The following is a 21,014-nucleotide window of genomic DNA, read 5'->3' as shown; positions in this document are numbered from 1 at the left end:
GAGCGACGGGCCGAATCCCATTGGCCGGAACCCTGCATGAAACGTCCCCGTCATACCCGACGCGCCCTGCTTGTAGCCCTTTGTCTGATCCCCATTATCGCTGTCGCAGCCTGGCAGGTCCTGCCTCCCGGCCGTGACCGGTTCGCCACCGTCCAGGTCGCCCGCGGCGACATTGAAAGCAGCGTCACGGCCTTGGGGACCCTGCAACCGCGGCGGTATGTCGATGTCGGTGCCCAGGCCTCGGGGCAGATTCAAAAGATTCATGTGGAGGTCGGTGATGTCGTCAAGGAAGGCCAGTTGCTGGTGGAAATAGACCCTTCCACCCAGCAGGCCAAACTCGACGCCGGGCGATTTTCCATCGACAACCTCAAGGCGCAGCTTCAGGAGCAACGTGCACAACACGACCTGGCCCGGCAGAAATATCAACGCCAACAGAACCTCGCCGCCGGCGGCGCCACACGCGACGAAGATGTGCAAACGGCCCAGGCCGAACTGCGTACAACCCAGGCGCGCATCGACATGTTCGAGGCGCAGATCCGCCAGGCCCAGGCCAGCCTGCGCAGCGATCAGGCCGAACTCGGCTATACGCGCATTTACGCACCGATGAGCGGAACGGTCGTCGCCCTCGATGCCCGGGAAGGCCAGACCCTCAACGCCCAGCAGCAAACGCCGCTGATCCTGCGCATCGCCAAACTGTCGCCCATGACAGTCTGGGCCGAGGTTTCGGAGGCTGATATCGGACACGTCAAACCCGGTATGACCGCCTGGTTCACCACGCTCAGCGGCGGCAATCGGCGCTGGAGCAGCACGGTCCGGCAGATCCTGCCAATACCACCCAAACCACTGGATCAAACCAGTCGGGGTGGTGGCAGTCCGGCCAGCGCCAATAAGAGCGGCACCGGTCGCGTAGTGCTGTACACGGTGCTGCTGGACGTCGACAACACCGACAACGCGCTGATGGCGGAAATGACCACCCAAGTGTTCTTTGTCTCCCACCAGGCAAAAAATGTCCTCACCGCGCCGGTCGCGGCCTTGCAGGGCGGCCCGCAAGCGGACAGTCAATCGGCTCGAGTCGTCGCCCAAAACGGTGACATCGAGCAACGGACCGTGCGTACCGGCATCAGCGATCGCCTGAAGGTGCAGATCCTCGACGGGCTGGACGACGGCGATCACCTGTTGATCGGCCCCGTCGACGGCAGCGGAGGCTGAATGCAAACGTCTCTGATCGACCTGCAAGACATTCGTAAATCCTACGGTGGCGGCGACGCACCTGAAGTCCACGTATTGCGCGGTATCGACCTGTCGATCCACGCCGGGGAATTCGTGGCCATCGTCGGCGCTTCCGGCTCCGGCAAATCGACGTTGATGAACATCATCGGCTGCCTCGACCGGCCAACCTGCGGCGAGTATCTGTTCGCCGGCGAAAATGTCGCCCGACTTGATAGCGATGAACTGGCCTGGCTGCGCCGCGAAGCGTTCGGTTTCGTGTTTCAGGGTTACCACCTCATTCCGTCCGGCTCGGCCCAGGAAAACGTCGAGATGCCGGCGATCTACGCCGGCACTCCGGCGACCGAACGCCATGCCCGCGCCGCCGCCCTGCTCGATCGTCTGGGCCTGGCGTCACGCACCGGCAACCGTCCGCATCAGCTCTCCGGCGGGCAGCAGCAACGGGTGTCCATCGCTCGCGCCTTGATGAACGGCGGCCACATCATCCTCGCCGACGAACCCACCGGCGCCCTCGACAGCCACAGCGGCGCCGAGGTCATGGCGCTGCTCGACGAACTGGCGAGTCAGGGCCACGTGGTGATCCTCATCACCCACGACCGCGATGTGGCGGCGCGGGCCAAACGCGTCATCGAAATCCGTGACGGCCTGATCATCAGTGACAGCGCCAGCGACAACCCCGCCGCCCAGACCTCGGCCAATCCCGGTGCGCTGCAAGCGGTGGATTTGCGCAAGCGGCTGACCGAAGGTGCCGAGGCCTCCGGCGCCTGGAAAGGCGAACTGGTCGATGCCATACACGCGGCCTGGCGGGTGATGTGGATCAATCGCTTCCGCACCGCCCTGACGCTGTTGGGGATCATCATCGGCGTCGCCTCGGTGGTGGTGATGCTGGCCGTCGGCGAAGGCAGCAAGCGTCAGGTGATGGCGCAGATGGGGGCATTCGGTTCGAACATCATTTACCTCAGCGGCTCCGCCCCCAACCCGCGCACACCGCCGGGCATTGTGACCCTCGATGACGTCGCGGCGCTGGCCAGCCTGCCGCAGGTCATGCGGATCATGCCGGTCAATGGCGCACAGGCCGGAGTGCGTTTCGGCAACCTCGACCATCTGAGTTATGTCGGCGGCAATGACACCAATTTTCCAACGATTTTCAACTGGCCGGTGGTTCAGGGCAGCTACTTCACCGAGGCCGATGAACACAACGCGGCGGCGGTCGCAGTGATCGGCCATAAGGTTCGCACCAAGCTACTCAAGGATGTCGCCAACCCGATCGGTCAATACATCTTGATCGAGAACGTGCCCTTTCAGGTCGTGGGCGTGCTCGCTGAAAAAGGCGCCAGCTCCGGCGACTCCGACAGCGACAACCGGATCGCCGTGCCCTACTCGGCGGCCAGTGTCCGGCTGTTCGGCACCCAAAACCCCGAATACGTGACCATTGCCGCGGCCGATGCGCGCAAGGTCAAAGAGACCGAAAAGGCCATCGAGCAGTTGATGCTGCGCCTGCACAACGGCAAACACGATTTCGAACTCACCAACAATGCCGCGATGATTCAGGCCGAGGCCAGCACACAGAATACGCTGTCGCTGATGCTCGGTTCGATTGCAGCGATCTCGCTGCTGGTGGGCGGGATCGGGGTGATGAACATCATGCTCATGACCGTGCGCGAACGGACCCGGGAGATCGGTATCCGTATGGCCACCGGAGCCCGCCAACGCGACATTCTGCGCCAGTTCCTTACCGAAGCAGTGATGCTTTCGGTGGTCGGCGGGATCGCCGGCATCGCCCTGGCGCTGATCGTCGGCGGCGTATTGGTGCTCAGCAACGTCGCGGTCGCCTTTTCCCTGGCGGCCGTCATCGGCGCGTTCGCCTGCGCACTGATTACCGGCGTTGTCTTCGGCTTCATGCCGGCCCGCAAAGCTGCCCGGCTCGACCCGGTCACGGCCCTTACCAGTGAATGATCGATCTATGAAACCGCAATTGAGCCTGTTGACCCTTTGCCTGTTACTCGGCGCGTGCAGCCACCCCGCTCCGCGCCCGGCCAGCGGCATTCAACCCCCGCTGGCCTGGCAATCACCACACCGCGAAAGCGCTTCCCTAGCGAATCGGCAATGGTGGACGCAGTTTGGCAGCCCGCAGCTCGATCACCTGATCGAACAGACCCGCGTCGGCAGCTATGATCTGGCCGCCGCTATCGCTCGAGTGCGCCAGGCTCAGGCCGACACAGTGATTGCCGGCGGCTCGCAGTTACCAGAGGTCACGGCCGGCATGAACGCCAACCACCAGCGACTGCTGCACGGCAACGGCTACCGCCAACTCGATGCCAGCAGCAGCGATAAAGCCGTGGACTACTTTGACGCCAGCCTCAGCGCCAGTTACGAAATCGACTTCTGGGGCGGCAAGCGCGCGTCCCGAGACAGTGCGCAGTTCGGGCTGCGCGCCAGCGAGTTCGATCAGGCTACGGTCGAGTTGACCTTGCTCAGCGGGGTTGCCGACAGCTACGCGCAAACCTTGGCGCTGGGTGAACGAAGTCGCATTGCCGAGCTGAACCTGGCCAATGCACAGAATGTCCTGAAACTGGTGCAGACCCGTTTCGATTCAGGCTCGGCCACCGCACTGGAACTGGCGCAACAGAAAAGCCTGGTGGCGGCGCAACAACGGCAACTGCCGCTGATTCGCCAGCAAGCCGAGGACGCCCTGATCAGCCTCGCCGCCCTCCTTGGCCGGCCGGTTCAGCAACTGTCGCCCAGCCAGGAGTCCTTCGATCAACTGCAGTGGCCTGCCATCGGGGCCGGGCTGCCCAGCGAACTGCTCAGCCGCCGCCCGGACATCGCCCGCGCCGAAGCGCAACTGGCCGCCGCCCAGGCCGACGTCACTGTCGCTCGCGCCGCGATGCTACCCGCCGTGACCCTGAGCGCCAACATCGGCTCGGGTGCCAACACGGCCAACGATATTCTGCGCAGCCCGTTCTATAACCTCACCGCCGGGCTGGTCGCACCGATCTTCAACAACGGCCGCCTCGGCGCTGAGCGTGACAAGGCCATGGCCCGTCAACAAGAACTGCTGGAAACCTATCGAGGCGCGATCATCAACGGGTTTGCCGACGTCGAAAAAGCCCTGAACAGCATTCGCGGCCTGGAGGAACAGCGGGAATGGCAACGCGAAGAATTGAACCAGGCGCAGACCGCGTTCAACATTGCGCAAAGTCGCTATCAGGCCGGAGCCGAGGATTTGCTGACGGTGCTGGAAACACAGCGCACGTTGTATGCGGCGCAGGATTCGAATGTGCAACTGCGGTTGTCGAGGTTGCAGGCGAGCATTGCCTTGTACAAGGCGTTGGGTGGGGGATGGCAGGTGCTTTGATCGAGGTTATCTGTACGCCCTATGTGGCGAGGGAGCTTGCTCCCGCTCGACTGCGCAGCAGTCGCAAAACCTGTGCATTCGGTGTGCCTGACACTATGTGACTGCAGGTTTAGGGCCGCTTCGCGGCCCAGCGGGAGCAAGCTCCCTCGCCACAAGTGCCCGTCTTACGACCTCAGCGGCTTGACCTTCAGATTCCGCGCATACCACGGCCGTTGCGGCACGCGGCGAAACAACTCGGCGAGTTTCTTTTCGTCAGTGCCAAAGGTAATGCGCAGCGCCAGCTTCATCGTTTCCGGGTCCATTTCCACCGACTTGCCGACCTGCAATCCCGGCGTGGTGCTGCAACCGTGGGTGCTCGGGCCGAGCCACGGATCATCGACTTCAACCCAGCGCCCCGGGGCGAACCAGGGCACGCCATTGACCTCGAGCCGGCTGACCTCCCCCGGATGGAAACGCTCATGGGCGCGGAGCCAGTCTTCCAGACGGTCATCGATCCAGCCGTGGAAGTGCCAGAACACCGGGTTCACATGAGAGGAAAACGGGTCACCGAGGAAGTCGTTTTCCGGCGCATACCAACGCGCGGAAAAGTCCGCCGGATCCCGGGCAAAAGGCACCGGCTGACCGTTGGAGGGATCGCGTGGCACCGAGGCCCAGCGCATGTGCAGCCAGTCGTGCAGGCCTAGCTCGATCTCGGAACCGAACTGCCCCAGGGTCAGCTTCGACAGATAACGCGGATCGCTGTAGCGCGATTCCCAAACCTGGAAATTACTGTGATAGGTCTCGGCCGTCTTGATGTCGCTGACCCACCGGGTGTACTCGGTGTCTTCGGCGGCCAGCCAGGTGGGCGGCAGCGCCGTGCCATCGTGATTATCGAAATAGCGGGCAAAGCCCTGGCGGTCGCGTTCAAGTTCCGGCTGTGGCATCGGGAAGCTCGGCCAGGACGGCAGGTCCTGCATCGAACGCGCAGTGCCAAGCATGTGCCGATGCATGAAGAAAAAATCCACCCCCGAGCCATTCCGGTCTTTGCGCGGCCCACGGGCATCGCGCTCCTCGCCCCGCGGACCCGGCTGCCAACCGATACCACGCAAGGCACCGCGCTGGTCTTCGGTGAGTTTGTGCCATTTGTCCCGCGTGGCATGCCAGAGCTGATGGAACAAGCGGTGTTCGGGGGAAATCAGCCACGCCAGTAACGGCGGATTCAGACCGACACGCTCGCGGGCTTCGGGAAACAGCCGTTTACGCGCGACAAATCGATTGTCCAGTTCCGGCAAGCCGAGCGGGCGATCCAGACGCAGAATCCGCCCGCTGAGCGTGCCACTGCCGGCATTGCCGAAATCAGCCCAGACCTCATCGAGCGTGACCGCCAGTTCATAGGCCGGTGCGCCGTTGGCCGATCGTGTATCGACCAGACGCCAGTACAGCTGACTGGCGTCGGGCGAAACCAGATCGCCGATCACCCGGTAACGTGGCTCGGCTTCGCCACGTAAGTGCTGCGCCGTATCGAGGCAACCACGCAGGCCGCGGCCGCGCTGGGCGATGTCGAGAAACAGTTCCAGCCCGCTCTGCGGTAAACCGTCGAGGCCCGCGCGGGAACCTTCGAAGCGGATATCCCAGATGCCTCGCAGCGAGTTGGCCAACTGCTGACCCGCGGTATCCGCCAGATCGACCGTCGCTTCACCCGGGGTGATCGTCGGGTCTGGCTTCGTCCATTCGCGATGCCCATAAAAAGCCGCAGGCACAGCAGCGCCAGTCAGCGCCAGGCCTGCCATGAACCATCGTCGAGAAATCGTCATTGCCCTACCTGTGTCAGCCATGAAGCAGGCTTTATCCAAGCTAGAACGTTTGTTGGGTCCGGAAATTTAAAAGCTTCGCGGGCAAGTCGGATCGCCGCACCGCTCGCTTCTACAGGTTGGTGGTGGATCACAATGATGTGGACGACACAAAACCTGTAGGAGCGAGGCTTGCCCGCGAAGAGGCCCGCAAGCTCACCTAAATTTCCCGGCCAGCCACTCGTTCCACCCAGATAGCAAAGGCCCCTGCGCCCGCACCGGGGCGGCGAACCTGACTGAGATGGCAATGACAAAACCACGTTCGAAAAAGGCTCTTTACATCGGCCTGCCGCTGGCCCTGGCGATCACCGCCAGCGCAGGCTTCGCGGTCTGGTATTACGGGTTCAAGGACAACCTCGGTTACCCGATCAAGGTGATGAAACAGGCCGACGAGTTGCACGAGCGCATGCTCTCCTTCGATAGCCACATCAGCCTGATGCAGAACTTCGGCACGCGGGGCAACGAGGCCGACAAGGATGGCAAAGGCCAGTTCGACCTGGTCAAGGCTAACCGCGGACATCTGTCCGGCGCGGCCCTGACGATTTTCGGCTGGCCCGAACTGTGGAATGGCGCCAACGCGCCGCACCGGCCCACCGCCGGTTTCGTCGAAGAGGCACGCAACCAGCAGGAAATCCGCTACAAGATTATTTCCGGCATGGTCCGCGATTTTCCCAATCAGGTTGCCATTGCCTACACCCCCGACGATTTCCGTCGATTGCACGGAGAAGGCAAGTTCGCGATTTTCATCAGCATGCTCAATGCCTATCCACTGGGCCATGACCTGAACCTGCTGGACTTGTGGACGGCGCGCGGCATGCGCATGTTCGGTTTCAGCTACATCGGCAATAACGACTGGGCCGATTCTTCGCGTCCCTTGCCGTTTTTCAACGATTCGCCAGATGCCCTCGACGGCCTCTCGGACCTGGGCAAGCAAGCCGTGCATCGCTTGAATGACCTGGGCGTGATCATCGACGTGTCGCAAATGTCGACCAAAGCCCTGGAACAAGTCGCGCAATTGAGCCGCACGCCGATGGTCGCTTCGCACTCGGCGCCACGGGCGATGGTCGATATCCCGCGCAATCTCAGCGACAAGGAATTGCAGCTGATCAAGAACAGCGGCGGCGTGGTGCAGGTGGTCGGGTTCTCCCAATACCTGCGACCGCTGACCCAGACCACCCAGGACAAACTCAACGAACTGCGCCAACAGTTCGACCTGCCGCCGCTGCCGAACCTCGCCATGGCGTTGATGCCGGGTGATCCGGTCATCGCCGCCTGGTCCGAGAAAAAATTCGGCCAATACGCCAGCCGTCTCTACGCGATTCTTGAAGAAGAACCCAAAGCCACCCTCAAGGACCTCGGTGACGCCATCGATTACACGGTGCGAAAAATCGGCATTGATCATGTCGGCATCAGCTCCGACTTCAACGAAGGTGGCGGGGTCAAGGGTTGGAACAACGTCGGTGAAATTCGCAATGTCACCGCGGAACTGATCTCGCGCGGCTACTCCGAAGCAGACATCGCCAAGCTCTGGGGCGGTAACTTCCTGCGGGTCTGGGATCAGGTACAGAAAGCCGCCAAGCCGGCGCTGATTTCACATCAAGGCACGAGCAAACCATGAGCGATCGTCGAACCTTTCTGAAACAGGCCGGGATCCTCGCCGCCGGCCTGCCCCTGACTGCCGGCCTGCACAACGTTGCCAGCGCCACGCCACAGCCCTCGCTGCCAGGGGACAAATGGGCGCAACTGCGGCAGCTGTTCGACCAGGATCCGGACTACCTGCACTTTTCCAACTTCCTGATCACCTCGCACCCCAAACCGGTGCGTGAAGCGATCGAGATGCACCGCGCCGCCCTCGATAAAAACCCTGGGCTGGCCATGGACTGGGACCTGGGGGTTATCGAGCAACGCGAAGAAGAGGTGCGCGTCTGGGCAGGTCGTTACCTGCAAGCCAATGCCAAACAGATCGCGCTGACCGGCAGCACCACCGAGGGCCTGGCGATGATTTACGGCGGCGTGCATGTGCGACCGGACCAGGAAATCCTCACCACCGCCCACGAGCATTACGCGACCCATACGATCCTCAATCTGCGCACCCAACGGGACGGCACCCGGGTGCGCAAGATCAGGCTGTTCAAGGATCCGCAGACGGCCTCCAAAGCCGAGATCCTTGCGTCGATCGACCAGAACATCAAACCCGAAACCCGTGTACTGGGCATGACCTGGGTGCACTCCGGCAGCGGCGTGAAACTGCCGATCGCGCAAATCGGCGCGCTGGTGGATAAGCACAACCGCCACCGCAGCGAGCAGGACCGCATCATTTACCTGGTCGACGGCGTGCACGGTTTTGGTGTCGAGGATTTGAGTTTCCCGGCCATGAACTGCGATTTTTTCATCGCCGGCACGCACAAATGGATGTTCGGCCCCCGCGGTACAGGCATCGTTTGCAGCCGCAGTGAAGAGGTCAAATACGTCACGCCGATCATCCCGACCTTCTCCGAAGCCACGGCGTTCTCCACCACCATGACGCCGGGTGGCTACCACTCGTTCGAGTACCGCTGGGCGCTGAACGAAGCCTTCAAATTGCATTTGCAATTGGGCAAGGCCGAGGTTCAGGCGCGTATCCATGCCTTGAACAGCTATATGAAAAAACGCCTGCAAGCGCACCCTCGGATCGAACTGGTCACGCCCCTGAGTCCCGAGCTGTCGTCGGGCTTCAGCTTCTTCCGGGTCAAGGGCCAGAGCAGCGACAAGATCGCCGCCTGGCTGATGCAAAACCGCGTGATCGCCGATGCCGTGGAGCGCGACGTGGGCCCGGTGGTCCGCACGGCGCCGGGGCTGCTCAACACTGAAGCCGAGGTCGACCGCTTCATGGCGTTGCTCGGCCAACAGCTCTGATGCCGTTCCCAAGCCTGGCTCCTACGAGCATCAGCCCCCCTGATTCCTTTTAACTTTTTATCGAGAGCAATGATGAACAGTGAGCTGCGCAGTTTTTCCTTGAAGACGCTCCCCGCACTGGCCTTCGCCGCCGTGGTTGCAAACCTGATGCCGGGCGCCGCTCAGGCCGCAGCACCTGCCCCGCCCGGGAAAGTCTTCAAGGACTGCAAGGACTGCCCGGAGATGGTCGTGCTGCCCACCGGGACCTTCACCATGGGTACCCCGGACAATGAGGTGGGCCGCGAGCCCGATGAAGGCCCGTTGCACCCGGTGACCTTCGCCAAACCGCTGGCCATCAGCCGCTTCCAGGTGTTGGCCGGCGAGTGGGACGCGTACCTGCGCGACAGCGGTTACGTCATGCCCGACGGCGACACCCGGCCCGGCCGCGAGTGCAAGGCCGGCGTGCCGCGCTATGAACGCACCGCGAGGCATCCGGCGGTGTGCATGGACTTCCCCGAGGTCAATGCCTACGTGGCCTGGCTCTCGAAGAAGACCGGCAAGCATTATCGACTGGTCAGCGAATCGCTGCGTGAGTACGCCGCGCGCGCAGGCAGCAGCGGCCCGTTCCCCTTCCCGTTCGATGAAGGCAAGGAATACAGCATCGCCAAACACGCCAACACCTACGGCGCCGCCGATGGTTACAACTTCACCTCACCGGCGGGCACTTTCCCGGCCAACGCCTTCGGCGTGTACGACATGCACGGCAACGTCTATGAGTGGACCGCCGATTGCTACAACGAGAACTACACCGGTGCACCAAGCGATGGCAGCGCGTGGTTGACCGGCGACTGCAAGGCCCGGCGCATTCGTGGCAATGACTGGGGTGAAGCACCGGTGTTCTCGCGTTCGGGCAACCGTAATGCCACCTACCCCGATACCCGTGGCGACTGGATCGGTTTTCGCGTCGCGCGAGACCTGTGATGCACGCCCACGAACAGCTCAATTCTTGAACCTCAACCCTTGAACTTCTGCCCTTGACGGCACTTGAAGCGGAACCCCCCATGACCTCGAATTCCCGCGGAGCCATCAGTGAAGTCCTCAGCCTGCTCAAGCCTTTCCGGGTCGTCGTGGTGCTGTCGATCATGCTTGGCATGCTGGGTGGACTCAGCATTACCGCCCTGCTTGCGACCATCAACAACGCCCTGAACGGCGAAGGCAGCCCACCCGCCAGTGTGCTGATGATGTTTGTCGGCTTGTGCGCGCTGGCCCTGCTGACATCGATTCTGTCGGATATCGGCACCAATCATGTCGGGCAGCACATCATTGCCGCGCTACGTAAATCCCTGGGCGAGAAAGTCTTGTTGGCCCCGATCGAACAGATCGAGCGGTATCGCAGCCATCGGCTCATTCCGGTCCTGACCCACGATGTCAACACCGTCAGCAGCTTCGCCTTCTCCTTTGCACCGCTGGCCATTGCCTTCACCGTGACCCTTGGCTGCCTGAGTTACCTGGCGTATCTGTCGCTGCCGATGTTTGCCCTGTTGCTGGTGGCGCTGGTGATCGGCACCGTGGTGCAATATGCGGCCCGGGCCAAAGGCATCAAGGGCTTCGAAGCCGCTCGCGAGGCTGAAGACGAACTGCAAAAACACTACAGCGCGATTGCGGCCGGCGCCAAGGAACTGCGCATCCATCGCCCGCGCCGCCAACGCATGTTCAGCCAGTGCATCGAAGGCACCGCCGACTACATCTGCAATACCAACATCCGTTCGATCAACACCTTCGTGGTGGCCAAGACCTTCGGTTCGATGCTGTTTTTCGTGGTCATCGGCCTGGCGCTGGCGCTGCAATCGTTCTGGCTGGGCACCGATAAAGCGGTGCTCAGCGGTTTCGTGCTGGTGTTGCTGTACATGAAAGGCCCGCTGGAATACCTGGTCATCACCCTGCCGATCATCAGCCGCGCCAACATCGCCTTCAAGCGTATTGCCGACCTTGCCGAACAGTTTTCCTCGCCCGAGCCGCACTTGTTGCTCAGCGACAAGAACACCGCCAAAACGGTGGTCGAACACCTCGAACTGCGCGACGTGCATTACGCCTTCCCTCCGGTGGACGGCAGCAAACCCTTCAGCCTCGGCCCGGTCAACCTCTCCATCGCCCAGGGCGAAATCGTCTTTATCGTCGGCGAGAATGGCGGCGGCAAGACCACGTTGATCAAGTTGCTGCTGGGCCTCTACGCGCCACAGGGTGGTGAAATCATCCTCAACGGCGCGCCGGTACTGGCCAGCAATCGCGATGATTATCGCCAGTTGTTCACCACGATTTTTGCCGACTACTACCTGTTCGACGAACTGGTGCAAGGCGACCAGCAGGTTCCCGAAGACGCCAACCGTTATTTGGAACGCCTGGAAATCGCCCACAAAGTCAGCATTCGCGATGGCGCATTCAGCACCACCGATCTATCCACCGGCCAGCGCAAGCGTCTGGCCCTGTTGAACGCCTGGCTGGAGGAACGCCCAGTGCTGGTGTTCGACGAGTGGGCGGCCGATCAGGATCCGGTGTTCCGGCGAATTTTCTACACCGAATTACTGCCGGAACTGAAGTACCTGGGCAAGACCATCATCGTCATTTCCCACGATGACCGTTACTTCGATGTCGCCGACCAACTGGTGCGTATGGAAGCGGGTCAGGTCATCAGTGAAAAAGCCCCGGCCGCCACGGCTTGAGCCCTGCCCGACGCATTGCCGCCTTTTGCGAGAACCCCCATGAACGAACTTCTTGATGATGATCTGCTGGCGCTGCTGCTGGCCGATGCCGCAGACGATGTACACGCCTTATCGCCCCGCAGCCGCCTGGATCGAGCCCCGCTGTCGTTTGCCCAGCAACGACTGTGGCTGGAGCAACAATTGGCTCCGACCAGCTCGGCTTACAACCTGCCACGCGCCTTGCGACTGACCGGCGAACTGGATTCCCGGGCACTGGAAGTGGCGCTTGAGCGGGTCATTGATCGACACGACATTTTGCGTAGCGCGTTCAAGGAAATCGACGGTGTACCCCTCCAGGTCGTTGAGCGTCACGCCCGTCTGACCCTGCACAAGCAAGATCTCTCAGTGCTCGACAGCCAGGCCCGCGCCAATGAGCTGGCGCAGCGTATCCAGAACCAGGCGCTGCGCCCGTTCGACCTGAGCCGAGCGCCGCTGATCCGCGCCACGCTGCTCAAGCTCGACACCCACGAGCATGTGTTGCTGCTGAACATGCACCACATCGTCTCCGATGCCTGGTCCAATGCGATTCTCATGCAGGACCTGTCCCGCGCCTATGGCCAGGCCCGCCTCGGTGACAGCGCGCAACTGCCGCCACTGGCGATGCAATACGCCGACCATGCCACCTGGCAACGCGGTGAATACCTCGACAGCGCTGCTTGCGCCCGCAGCGGCGACTATTGGTGCCAGTACCTGGGCAGCGAGCTGCCCGTGCTCGAACTGCCCCAGGATTTTGCCCGCGCAACCGGTCAACAACACCTCGCCGGGCGCCTTTCATTGAGTATTCCCACCACTCTGTCCCAAGCGCTCAATGCCTTCTGCCAGCGCCAGGGGCTGACACCGTTTGTGCTGGCCTTGGGCGCGTGGCAATTGCTGCTAGGCCGCTACAGCAACCAGCACGACTTCACCGTCGGCGTGCCCAATGCCAACCGCAACCGTGGTGAAACTCAGGAACTGGTGGGCTTTTTCGTCGGCACTCAGGTGTACCGGGCACGGATCGATTCGACCCGCACCGCCGTGGATTTTTTGCACGACCTGCGCGGGCAATCCCTGGCGGCTCTGGAGCATGCCGATTACCCGCTGGAACTGATGTTCGATCAACTGCAACGACCGGGCGGCCAGACGTCCAATCCGTTGTTTCAGGTGTTGTTCAACTGGCGCACCGGCACGGCCGAGCCAGCCGCGATGGAATGGAGCGGGCTGGCACTGGAGTTTCTCGGTTCAGGGGAAAACCAGGCCAAATTCGATCTTTCGCTGGACATCGACTACTCGCACCAAGGCCTTGTCGCCACCTTCGAGTACAGCCGCGACCTCTACAACCCAGCGACCATCGAACGCATGGCCGGGCATTGGCAGAACCTGTTGCAGCGCCTCATCGAGTCCCCCGATCGCGCCCTCGGCGAGCTGCAACTGCTGGCCCCGGACGAACGTCAACAGACCCTGGTCGACTGGAATCGTCAGCCCACCCGACTCCCACGCGAACACTGCCTGCATCATTTGATCGAAGCCCACGCCAACAGAACCGGTGAGGCCATCGCCCTGAGTTTTGGCGGACAGCAGATGAGTTACGCCGAGCTCAATCGCCAGGCTAATCGGCTGGCCCATCAGTTGATCAGCGAGGGCGTCGGCCCGGATGTGCTGGTGGGCATCGCCGTCGAACGTACGCCAGAGATGATCATCGGCGTGTTGGCGATCCTCAAGGCCGGGGGCGCCTACGTGCCGCTGGACCCGGCCTACCCGACCGAACGCCTGGCCTACATGATCGAGGACAGCGCCATCGCCCTGGTGCTGACGCAGAAGCACCTGCGCGAACAGTTGCCGCTGCCGGCTGAGGTTCGCTGCCTGTTACTCGAGCAGATACCGTCCAGTCACTCGCTGGATGAGCGCAATCCCGAAGTGGCGGTGCACCCGGATAACCTGGCCTATGTGATTTACACCTCGGGCTCGACCGGCAAGCCCAAAGGCGCGCTGCTGCCGCACCACAACGTGATGCGGTTGTTTCAGGCGACTGCCGATTGGTTCAACTTCAGCCAGGACGATGTCTGGAGTCTGTTTCACTCGTATGCGTTCGACTTCTCCGTGTGGGAAATCTTCGGCGCCCTGTTGCACGGCGGCCGACTGGTGATCGTGCCGCACGCGGTCAGCCGTTCGCCACAGGACGTCTACGCACTGCTTTGCGAGGAAAAAGTCAGCGTGCTCAACCAGACACCGTCGGCGTTCAAACAGCTGATGCAGGTCGCCTGCGAACCCGGGCAGTCGCTGACGCAACACCTGCGCTATGTGGTTTTTGGCGGTGAAGCGATTGATGTGCAAAGCCTGCGCCCCTGGTTCGAACGCTTCGGCGATCGCGCGCCACAACTGATCAACATGTATGGCATCACCGAAACCACCGTGCATGTGACCTACCGGCCGTTGTCACTGAACGATCTGAATTCGGACACGACCAGCCCCCTCGGCGAGCCAATTGTCGACCTGTCGTGGTACCTGCTCGACCCTCATCTCAACCCGGTGCCCAAAGGTTGCATCGGTGAGTTGTATATCGGCCGCGCCGGCCTGGCACGTGGGTATCTTAAACGCACCGACCTGACCGCCACCCGTTTCATCCCCGATCCGTTCGACCCGCTCCCGGGCGGGCGCCTGTATCGCACTGGCGATCTGGCGCGCTACGGCGTCGATGGCAGCATCGAGTACGTCGGACGCATCGACCATCAGGTAAAAATTCGTGGTTTCCGCATCGAACTGGGGGAAACCCAGGCACGCCTGCAAAGCCTGGCCACCGTGCAGGATTGCGTGGTCCTGACCCACGAGGGGCCGAGCGGCCTGCAACTGGTCGGTTATGTGATCGCCAGCGAACCGGCTGGCGCCGAGCTGCGCGAACAACTGCTGAGCGCCCTTAAGGCGCAATTGCCGGATTACATGGTGCCCAGTCACCTGCTGTTTATCGATCACTTCCCGCTCAACGCCAACGGCAAGCTCGACCGCAAGGCCCTGCCCGAGCCGGATGTCAGTCTGTGGCAACAAGCCTACGTTGCGCCCGGTAACCCGCTGGAAGAGGCACTCGCTCAGCTCTGGCAGCAATCGCTGGGCATCGAGCGTGTGGGCGTGACCGACAACTTCTTTGAATTGGGCGGGCATTCGATTCTGGCCATTCAGTTCATTTCCACACTCAAGACCCGTCTGAACATCGAGCTACGCCTGCAAGAGTTACTGGCCTATCCGAGCATCGGCGAACTGGCGGCGTTTATTTCGCGCAAGCATCGGGAGCAGACTCAGTGCGTGGTCGAGTTGAATGCGGCCCCGGCCAGCGCACCGACCTTGTTCTGTCTGCACCCCAGCGGCGGAATCGTGTTCTGTTACCAGCCGCTGGCGAAGAAACTCAAGGCCCATGCCTCGGTTCGTGGCGTCATGCATCGCGGTTTCAGCGATGGCAGCCAAAGCTGGGACGAGATGGTGGCCGATTACAGTCAGGAAATCGTCAAGGCACAACCCCACGGCCCCTACCACTTGATGGGCTGGTCGCTGGGGGGAGCGATTGCGCTGGATATCGCCGCCACACTGGAAGGCCTGGGTCATCAGGTGGCCTTTCTCGGCTTGGTGGACAGCACCATCCCGGAACACCTGTACCCCGAGGACTTGCCCCGCTATCGACGCTTGCCCAGCGCTGAACAGAGCCGCGAGGCGTCGGAAGAAATCCTCGATGCCATTCACTATTTCGATCTGTTGTTCCCGACCCTGACAGACCGTACGGCGGCGTATTTGAAAGACTCGCCATACAGTTCGGTCAAGCAGTTTTATGACTGGGTAGCGAGCCTGGTCGAACCGGGCCAGGGTGATTTGTTGTCGATTGTGCAAAGCGTCAAAAACGAGGTGATGAATGCCCAGGCGTTCTCGGTGCATGACCGTCTGCTGGAGGCTTTCAAGGCCTTTACCTTCAAACCTGTGCGGGTCCGGCCCAGTTGCTGGTGGGCCGTACCGGAAAAGACTGCGCAAGAACTGGCGTTCTGCGAGGCATTGGTCCGGCGTTACAGCCCGTCGGGCGAGTTGAAATGTTCGGTGCATTCACCGTTGTTGCACCGCAGCATGATCTTTGATGGCGCACTGATCGACTCACTGATCGACGCCTTCCTGGCCACCACCGCCCCTTGCTGATCCCCGCTCCATCGCAACCTGCCGGAAGATTTCGGCGGGTTGCCTTTGATGTCAGTCGGATAAGCGAATGAATCGCTTTTTGTAGGAGCCAGGCTTGCCAGCGAAAGCGGTGTGTCAGTCGACTTCAGTGCTGCCTGAGACACAGCTATCGCGGCATGGGTATCTACATATCTTCCCGATTTTGATGGTGTACATATCCGTTTCTGCGGTAACGGCCGCCTAGGGTTCCGCCCTTACGGCGGGTCACTTGGAAAAGCCCCAAGTAACCAAGGGCTCTTTGCCCCTGTCGTTCGGTGCCTCGCCCAGGCTCGGCATGCCCTCGCTCCGGTCCTGCTCCGTGGGCCCGCCGCGATCGGCCATCCATGGCCGTGCGCGGCTAACCCGGCATCCATGCCGGGTTGCCCACTGCGCAGAACCTCCACTCGGCCTCTCGAGGGCGCGGTGCGTCAAGATCAACAGCTGCAGGCGAGCTAACGCTCGGCCTGTAGAGTGGTGAAAGCAGAGTGGATGGGCGCTGATTTTGGATGTGCTCTGATTTTTTGTGGGAGCTGGCTTGTCGGGTCGCCGCATCGCTGCGGTGGCGGCCTGTCAGCCGACCAATCTTCCCCGGACGTACCCACTCCAACTAATGTGGGAGCGAGCCTGCCCGCGAAGCTGTTGATCTTGCCGTTGCCGTTGCCGTTGCCGTTGCTTTGGCTTTTGATCTTGATCTGTTTGCCCCTTTCCCAGAGGCCGAACGCAGGTATTGCGCAGGGGGCACCGCGGCAAGGATGCCGCGGTAGCCGCCCCCGGCCATGGATGGCCGATGGCGGCGGGCCCCCGGAGCAATGCCGGAGTGAGGGCATGCCGAGCCTAAGCGAGGCACCGAATGGTGGGGCAAGAGCCCTTGGTTACTTGGGGCTTTTCCAAGTGACTCGCTGTAAAAGCGAAACCGCCAGCGGCCGTGACCGCAGAAACGGATATGTACACGATCAAAGACCCCAATCGCCTACCAGGCCGCCTTCGCGGGCAAGCCTCGCTCCTACAAAGGGCAAGAACCGTCAGCCAGCACAACCGCAGAAACGGATCTGTACTCCAAAACACCAAGCCCCGGCAGTGAATCTCTGTAGCGCAAGAGATGTGTAGATACCCATGGCCATCGCGGGCAAGCCCGCTTCCACAAGTGTGTGTCCACCGCAAAGTGCGGGTGTCTGGTTCAGTCATCTTTCAAATTCGAAGGAGTCTGTCAGTAGACCACACTCCTGCCTGAGTAGAGGCCATGCTACCGCCCACTCCTTGGATTTCAAGCGCTCTTGGTATATCGCTTTTTTTTCTACTGTAAACCTCCAGGTGGGTCTGACAATAAGGTTAAAAAGATCATCAAGCCCCAACGGCGCAGATACCTCACAGGTATTTCCTTCTCGCCATCTAACGGCTATTGCCGTTGCTGTCTCTGGCCAGTAACGCATTGCATCAGTCGTGGAAATGTAAGGCTTATCGCCGTTTTGAACATGCATTCTCGCCTGATTTTTTACTGACCAGAGGACCGTAGAGTCCAAATTTCGCAGCGCTGCTTCTAATGCCCTGTCATCCGCGGGTGTGCAGTGACATGGATCAAACCAAATTACGTCGACGTCGGTCGAGACAGGGGATGGGTAGCGTCCGTGCAAGTAATCCCAAACCGCGTTCCGGACAAAACCTGCACCGATCCAACAATCCGGTAATCCCAAGGAATGAACAAGCTGGAGTAGATGCCATCGAACGGGGTCTGCTGAAATGATTGCCTGGACGCTTGAAGCGTTATCCACTGACACCTCCAAGGCATCGTTGGGTAGAAAGCTGCCTGTCACTACATCCTATAGGGTTTGCGGACATCCACTTATGCGGCAGCAACTCACTAGCGGGCAAGTCCCTATGCCTGTAGGAGCGGGCTTGCTCGCGAAAGCGGAGGCGCAGTCAATATTGATGTCGCCTGACATACCGCTTTCGCGGGCAAGCCCGCTTCTACAGGTGTGTGTGTCCGCCCACCCAATCATAGGCAAATAAAAAAGCCCGGCCCGCAAAATTCGGGCCGGGCTCAGGGTTGTCGCTTGCAATCAGAACTGCGGTTTGTAGGTCACGCTGAACATCATGTTACGCGGATCACCAAAGTTATTGTTGCCATTGATCTGGTTGTAAGCGGGCGAAATGTACGTCTTGTCGAACAGGTTGTTGGCGTTGACCGCCAAACCGATCTCCGGCGTCAGCTGGTAACCGATGCGGGCATTCCACACGGTGTAACCCGGTACGTCTTTGTTAAGATCGTAAACCAGCGTGTGGCTTTGGGTGGTGAAGCCCAGACCGGTGCTGACACGGCTCCAGTCGCCGGTGAACTGGTAGTTGCCCCACACGCGCAGCATGTGTTTCGGCGTCCAGGTACTATAGACGCTGCCTTCGTTAGTCGGGTCTTCCAGGTATTTGGTGGTGTTGTAGGTGTAGCCCGCAAATAACTGCAGATTGTCCGTCACTTCACCACTGATTTCCGCGTCGACACCCTGGCTACGAACTTTCCCCGAGGCTGCCGAGCAGTACCAGCCATTACACTCCATACCACCGGCGATGTCGTTGACGGCACGGTTTTCCTGGTCGTAACGGAAGATGGCCAAGGAGGTATTGACCCGACCGTCCATCAACTCACCCTTGAGGCCGATTTCGTAGTTGGTGCCTATGATGGGTTTGAGCACCGTACCGTTGGAATCACGGTTGGTTTGCGGCTGGAACACGTCGGTGTAGCTGGCGTATACCGCCCACTCGCGGCTCAGGTCATAGACGATACCGGCGTAGGGCGTGACCTCTCCGGTTTCATTTCCGGTGCTTGGAGCGTTGGATGTGATGCCGTTGGACGCGGTCTGGGTTTTCGATTTGTAGCTGAAGTCGTACCAGCTAACCCGGGAACCCAGTACCAGCGTCAGATCGTCAACCGGCTTGACGCGCCAGGTGCCGTACAGGCCTTTCTGGCGGATATCGTATTTGCTGAGGGTGCCCTGGCCGCCCGCGGCTAGCAGGCTGTTGTAGCTGATGTCCGGACGGTCATTGTCGAGGTCGAAGATGGTGTCGCTGCTGCTGTTGAAGGTACGGGCGAAGCGATCATCCGTCTCCAGCTGAGAGAAGTTGCCGCCCAGCATGACTTCCTGCTGCATCGACAAGGCTTCGAACTTGCCGGTCAGGTTCATGTCCAGACCGGCCTTCGTGGACTGGAAATCGGTCACGAAGTCGGCATATTGCACGCGACTGCCATCCGGCAAGAGACCGCCAGGACTTTGGGTTCGCTGGTTTTTCGACTGATTGTCTTCGGTCATGTACACGGTGCCGACCTTGAGGGCCCAATCGTCGTTGAAGCGGTGCTCGAGATCGGCGTAGAGGGTGGTGACGTCGATTTCGGAGCGGTTCCAGCGCGCGCCGGTGTAGGTCGAACGCGAAACGTCCGGCATCGACCCGTCGGCGTAGAGTGGCAGGCCACGGATATTGCCGCGCGATTCGCCGTTGGATTGGCTGACCGCGAAGCCCAGGGTGGTGTCTTCGCGCAGGTCGATGTCCAGGGCGCCGTACAGCGAGTGGGTCTTGCTCCACGCGTGGTCGATGAACGAGTTGCTCTGGTCTTCGTCGACGACGATGCGGCCGCGGATGTTGCCGGCCTGGTTCAGCGGGCCGCCGGCGTCCACTTGCAGACCGTAGTGATCCCAAGAGCCGGCCTTGCCGGTCAGGGTCACGGTCGGTGCGTTCTGGCCACGCTTGCGCACCAGGTTGATGGCACCACCGGGGCTGCCGGTGCCTTGCAGCAGGCCGGAGGCGCCGCGCAGGATTTCCAGGCGGTCATAGAAGATCAGGTCCTGGGTCGCCCAGTTGCCCAGCGAATAGGTGTTACGCGGGATCGGCACACCGTCGTACTGCCAGTCGTCGATCTGGAAACCGCGCGACGATAGAATCATGCCTTCTCCGACGCCCTGCAGGCCGACGATGCCGGTGGTCTGGTTGACGGCGTCCTTGAGATCGACCAGGTTCTGGTCATCCATCTGCTTACGCGTCATCACGGTGATCGACTGGGGAATTTCCTTGAGGGTATGGGTACCCTTGCCGATGGTCACGGCGTTACTGGTGTATGAGTTGCTGTCTTCGGTCGTCGCATCCAGCTGCCGTGCATTGACGGTGGTCGCGCCCAGCTCAAGGCCTTCAGTGGCGGAACCGCGCACCAGCATCAACGTGTTGCCTTCAAAGCTGTAGCGCACGCCGGTGCCCTTGAGCAGTTCGGCAATGGCCGCTTCGGCGCTCAGTTTGCCGCTGACGCGATTGCTGCGCAGGTTGGCCATGTCGGCGGCGTTATAGATCACCTGCCGGTTGGTTTGCTCGCCGAACGCTTGCAACGCCTGCGGCAAGGGCTGCGCGGCAATGTTGACGGCGATTTCTTCGGCGCAGACCTGCGCGCTGAACGGCATCAGACAGACCATGCCCAGACCGGCCAGCGAGTGACGCGAGCGAAGCGTTCGGGAAATGACCAAAGCCTTGAACAGAGGTTTCAACTCATGAATTGCTGACATCGTGCTCTCTATTATTCGTTAGAAGTGGATAAGACCGATGGGCCACCGAGGGCCCGACGCTGCCCGGACACGTAAACCGCTCTGTCTGTCGGCCACCTCAGGGGCAGCACGTTAGCGGGCGGTCGACCCGGCCCCTCCCCGGGCATAGGTCATCTGTCTGGACAACGGCAAAATCGTGTTCTGCCCTACAAATTCGAACCCTGGGGCTACCCTGCCCGACCCGAATTGTCTGCATACCTTAGTAAGACGTAGCACCACGCATAAACCG

Annotated in this window: 11 protein-coding genes; 8 read left to right on the top strand and 3 right to left on the bottom strand. The window is 61.1% G+C overall.

Annotated elements, in window-relative coordinates:
• Positions 1-36: 36 nt before the first annotated feature.
• Genes CKW20_RS11710 through CKW20_RS11700 form a run of 3 tightly spaced genes read left to right on the top strand, consistent with a single transcriptional unit; the run spans position 37 to position 4,585 of the window.
• Positions 37-1,209: an efflux RND transporter periplasmic adaptor subunit gene (locus CKW20_RS11710; RefSeq protein ID WP_095053049.1), complete on the top strand. Its 1,173-nt coding sequence runs from the start codon at positions 37-39 to the stop codon at positions 1,207-1,209.
• Positions 1,210-3,183, top strand: coding sequence for a MacB family efflux pump subunit (locus CKW20_RS11705; protein ID WP_095053048.1), 1,974 nt, complete (start codon positions 1,210-1,212; stop codon positions 3,181-3,183). It begins immediately after the preceding gene.
• Positions 3,184-3,190: 7 nt separating this feature from the next.
• Positions 3,191-4,585 (top strand): efflux transporter outer membrane subunit, encoded by a 1,395-nt coding sequence (locus tag CKW20_RS11700; protein ID WP_095053047.1) that lies wholly within the window; start codon positions 3,191-3,193, stop codon positions 4,583-4,585.
• A gap of 164 nt (positions 4,586-4,749) precedes the next feature.
• On the opposite strand, the gene CKW20_RS11695 is transcribed toward CKW20_RS11700, so the two are convergent.
• Entirely contained in the window at positions 4,750-6,378 is a 1,629-nt protein-coding gene (locus CKW20_RS11695) for a PvdJ/PvdD/PvdP-like protein (protein WP_095053046.1), read from the bottom strand.
• Between the two features lie 283 nt (positions 6,379-6,661).
• On the opposite strand from CKW20_RS11695, the gene pvdM reads away from it, so the two are divergent.
• The 5 genes from pvdM (at position 6,662) to CKW20_RS11670 (ending at position 16,193) form a co-directional block, all read left to right on the top strand.
• The gene (pvdM, locus tag CKW20_RS11690; RefSeq protein WP_095053045.1) at positions 6,662-8,032 is read left to right on the top strand and encodes a pyoverdine-tailoring dipeptidase-like protein PvdM; all 1,371 of its coding nucleotides are present in this window, start codon (positions 6,662-6,664) and stop codon (positions 8,030-8,032) included.
• Positions 8,029-9,309 (top strand): aminotransferase class V-fold PLP-dependent enzyme, encoded by a 1,281-nt coding sequence (locus CKW20_RS11685; RefSeq protein ID WP_095053044.1) that lies wholly within the window; start codon positions 8,029-8,031, stop codon positions 9,307-9,309. The genes pvdM and CKW20_RS11685 overlap by 4 nt, the downstream gene beginning before the upstream one ends.
• A 72-nt stretch (positions 9,310-9,381) precedes the next feature.
• Entirely contained in the window at positions 9,382-10,269 is an 888-nt protein-coding gene (locus CKW20_RS11680; protein WP_095053043.1) for a formylglycine-generating enzyme family protein, read from the top strand.
• An 80-nt stretch (positions 10,270-10,349) separates the two neighbouring features.
• Positions 10,350-12,008: a cyclic peptide export ABC transporter gene (locus CKW20_RS11675; protein WP_095053042.1), complete on the top strand. Its 1,659-nt coding sequence runs from the start codon at positions 10,350-10,352 to the stop codon at positions 12,006-12,008.
• A gap of 39 nt (positions 12,009-12,047) precedes the next feature.
• Positions 12,048-16,193, top strand: coding sequence for a non-ribosomal peptide synthetase (locus tag CKW20_RS11670; protein WP_095053041.1), 4,146 nt, complete (start codon positions 12,048-12,050; stop codon positions 16,191-16,193).
• A 1,199-nt stretch (positions 16,194-17,392) separates the two neighbouring features.
• On the opposite strand, the gene CKW20_RS11660 is transcribed toward CKW20_RS11670, so the two are convergent.
• Positions 17,393-17,980: a nucleotidyltransferase family protein gene (locus CKW20_RS11660; RefSeq protein WP_095053040.1), complete on the bottom strand. Its 588-nt coding sequence runs from the start codon at positions 17,978-17,980 to the stop codon at positions 17,393-17,395.
• A gap of 288 nt (positions 17,981-18,268) precedes the next feature.
• A complete protein-coding gene (locus tag CKW20_RS11650; protein ID WP_095053038.1) occupies positions 18,269-20,746 on the bottom strand; it encodes a TonB-dependent receptor in 2,478 nt (825 codons plus the stop codon).
• Between the last annotated feature and the right edge of the window lie 268 nt (positions 20,747-21,014).

The organism is Pseudomonas sp. Irchel s3b2 (assembly GCF_900187445.1).
Taxonomy (GTDB): domain Bacteria; phylum Pseudomonadota; class Gammaproteobacteria; order Pseudomonadales; family Pseudomonadaceae; genus Aquipseudomonas.
The sequence above is the reverse complement of the archived record's forward strand: the minus strand, read 5'-3'. Positions and strand labels throughout refer to the sequence as shown.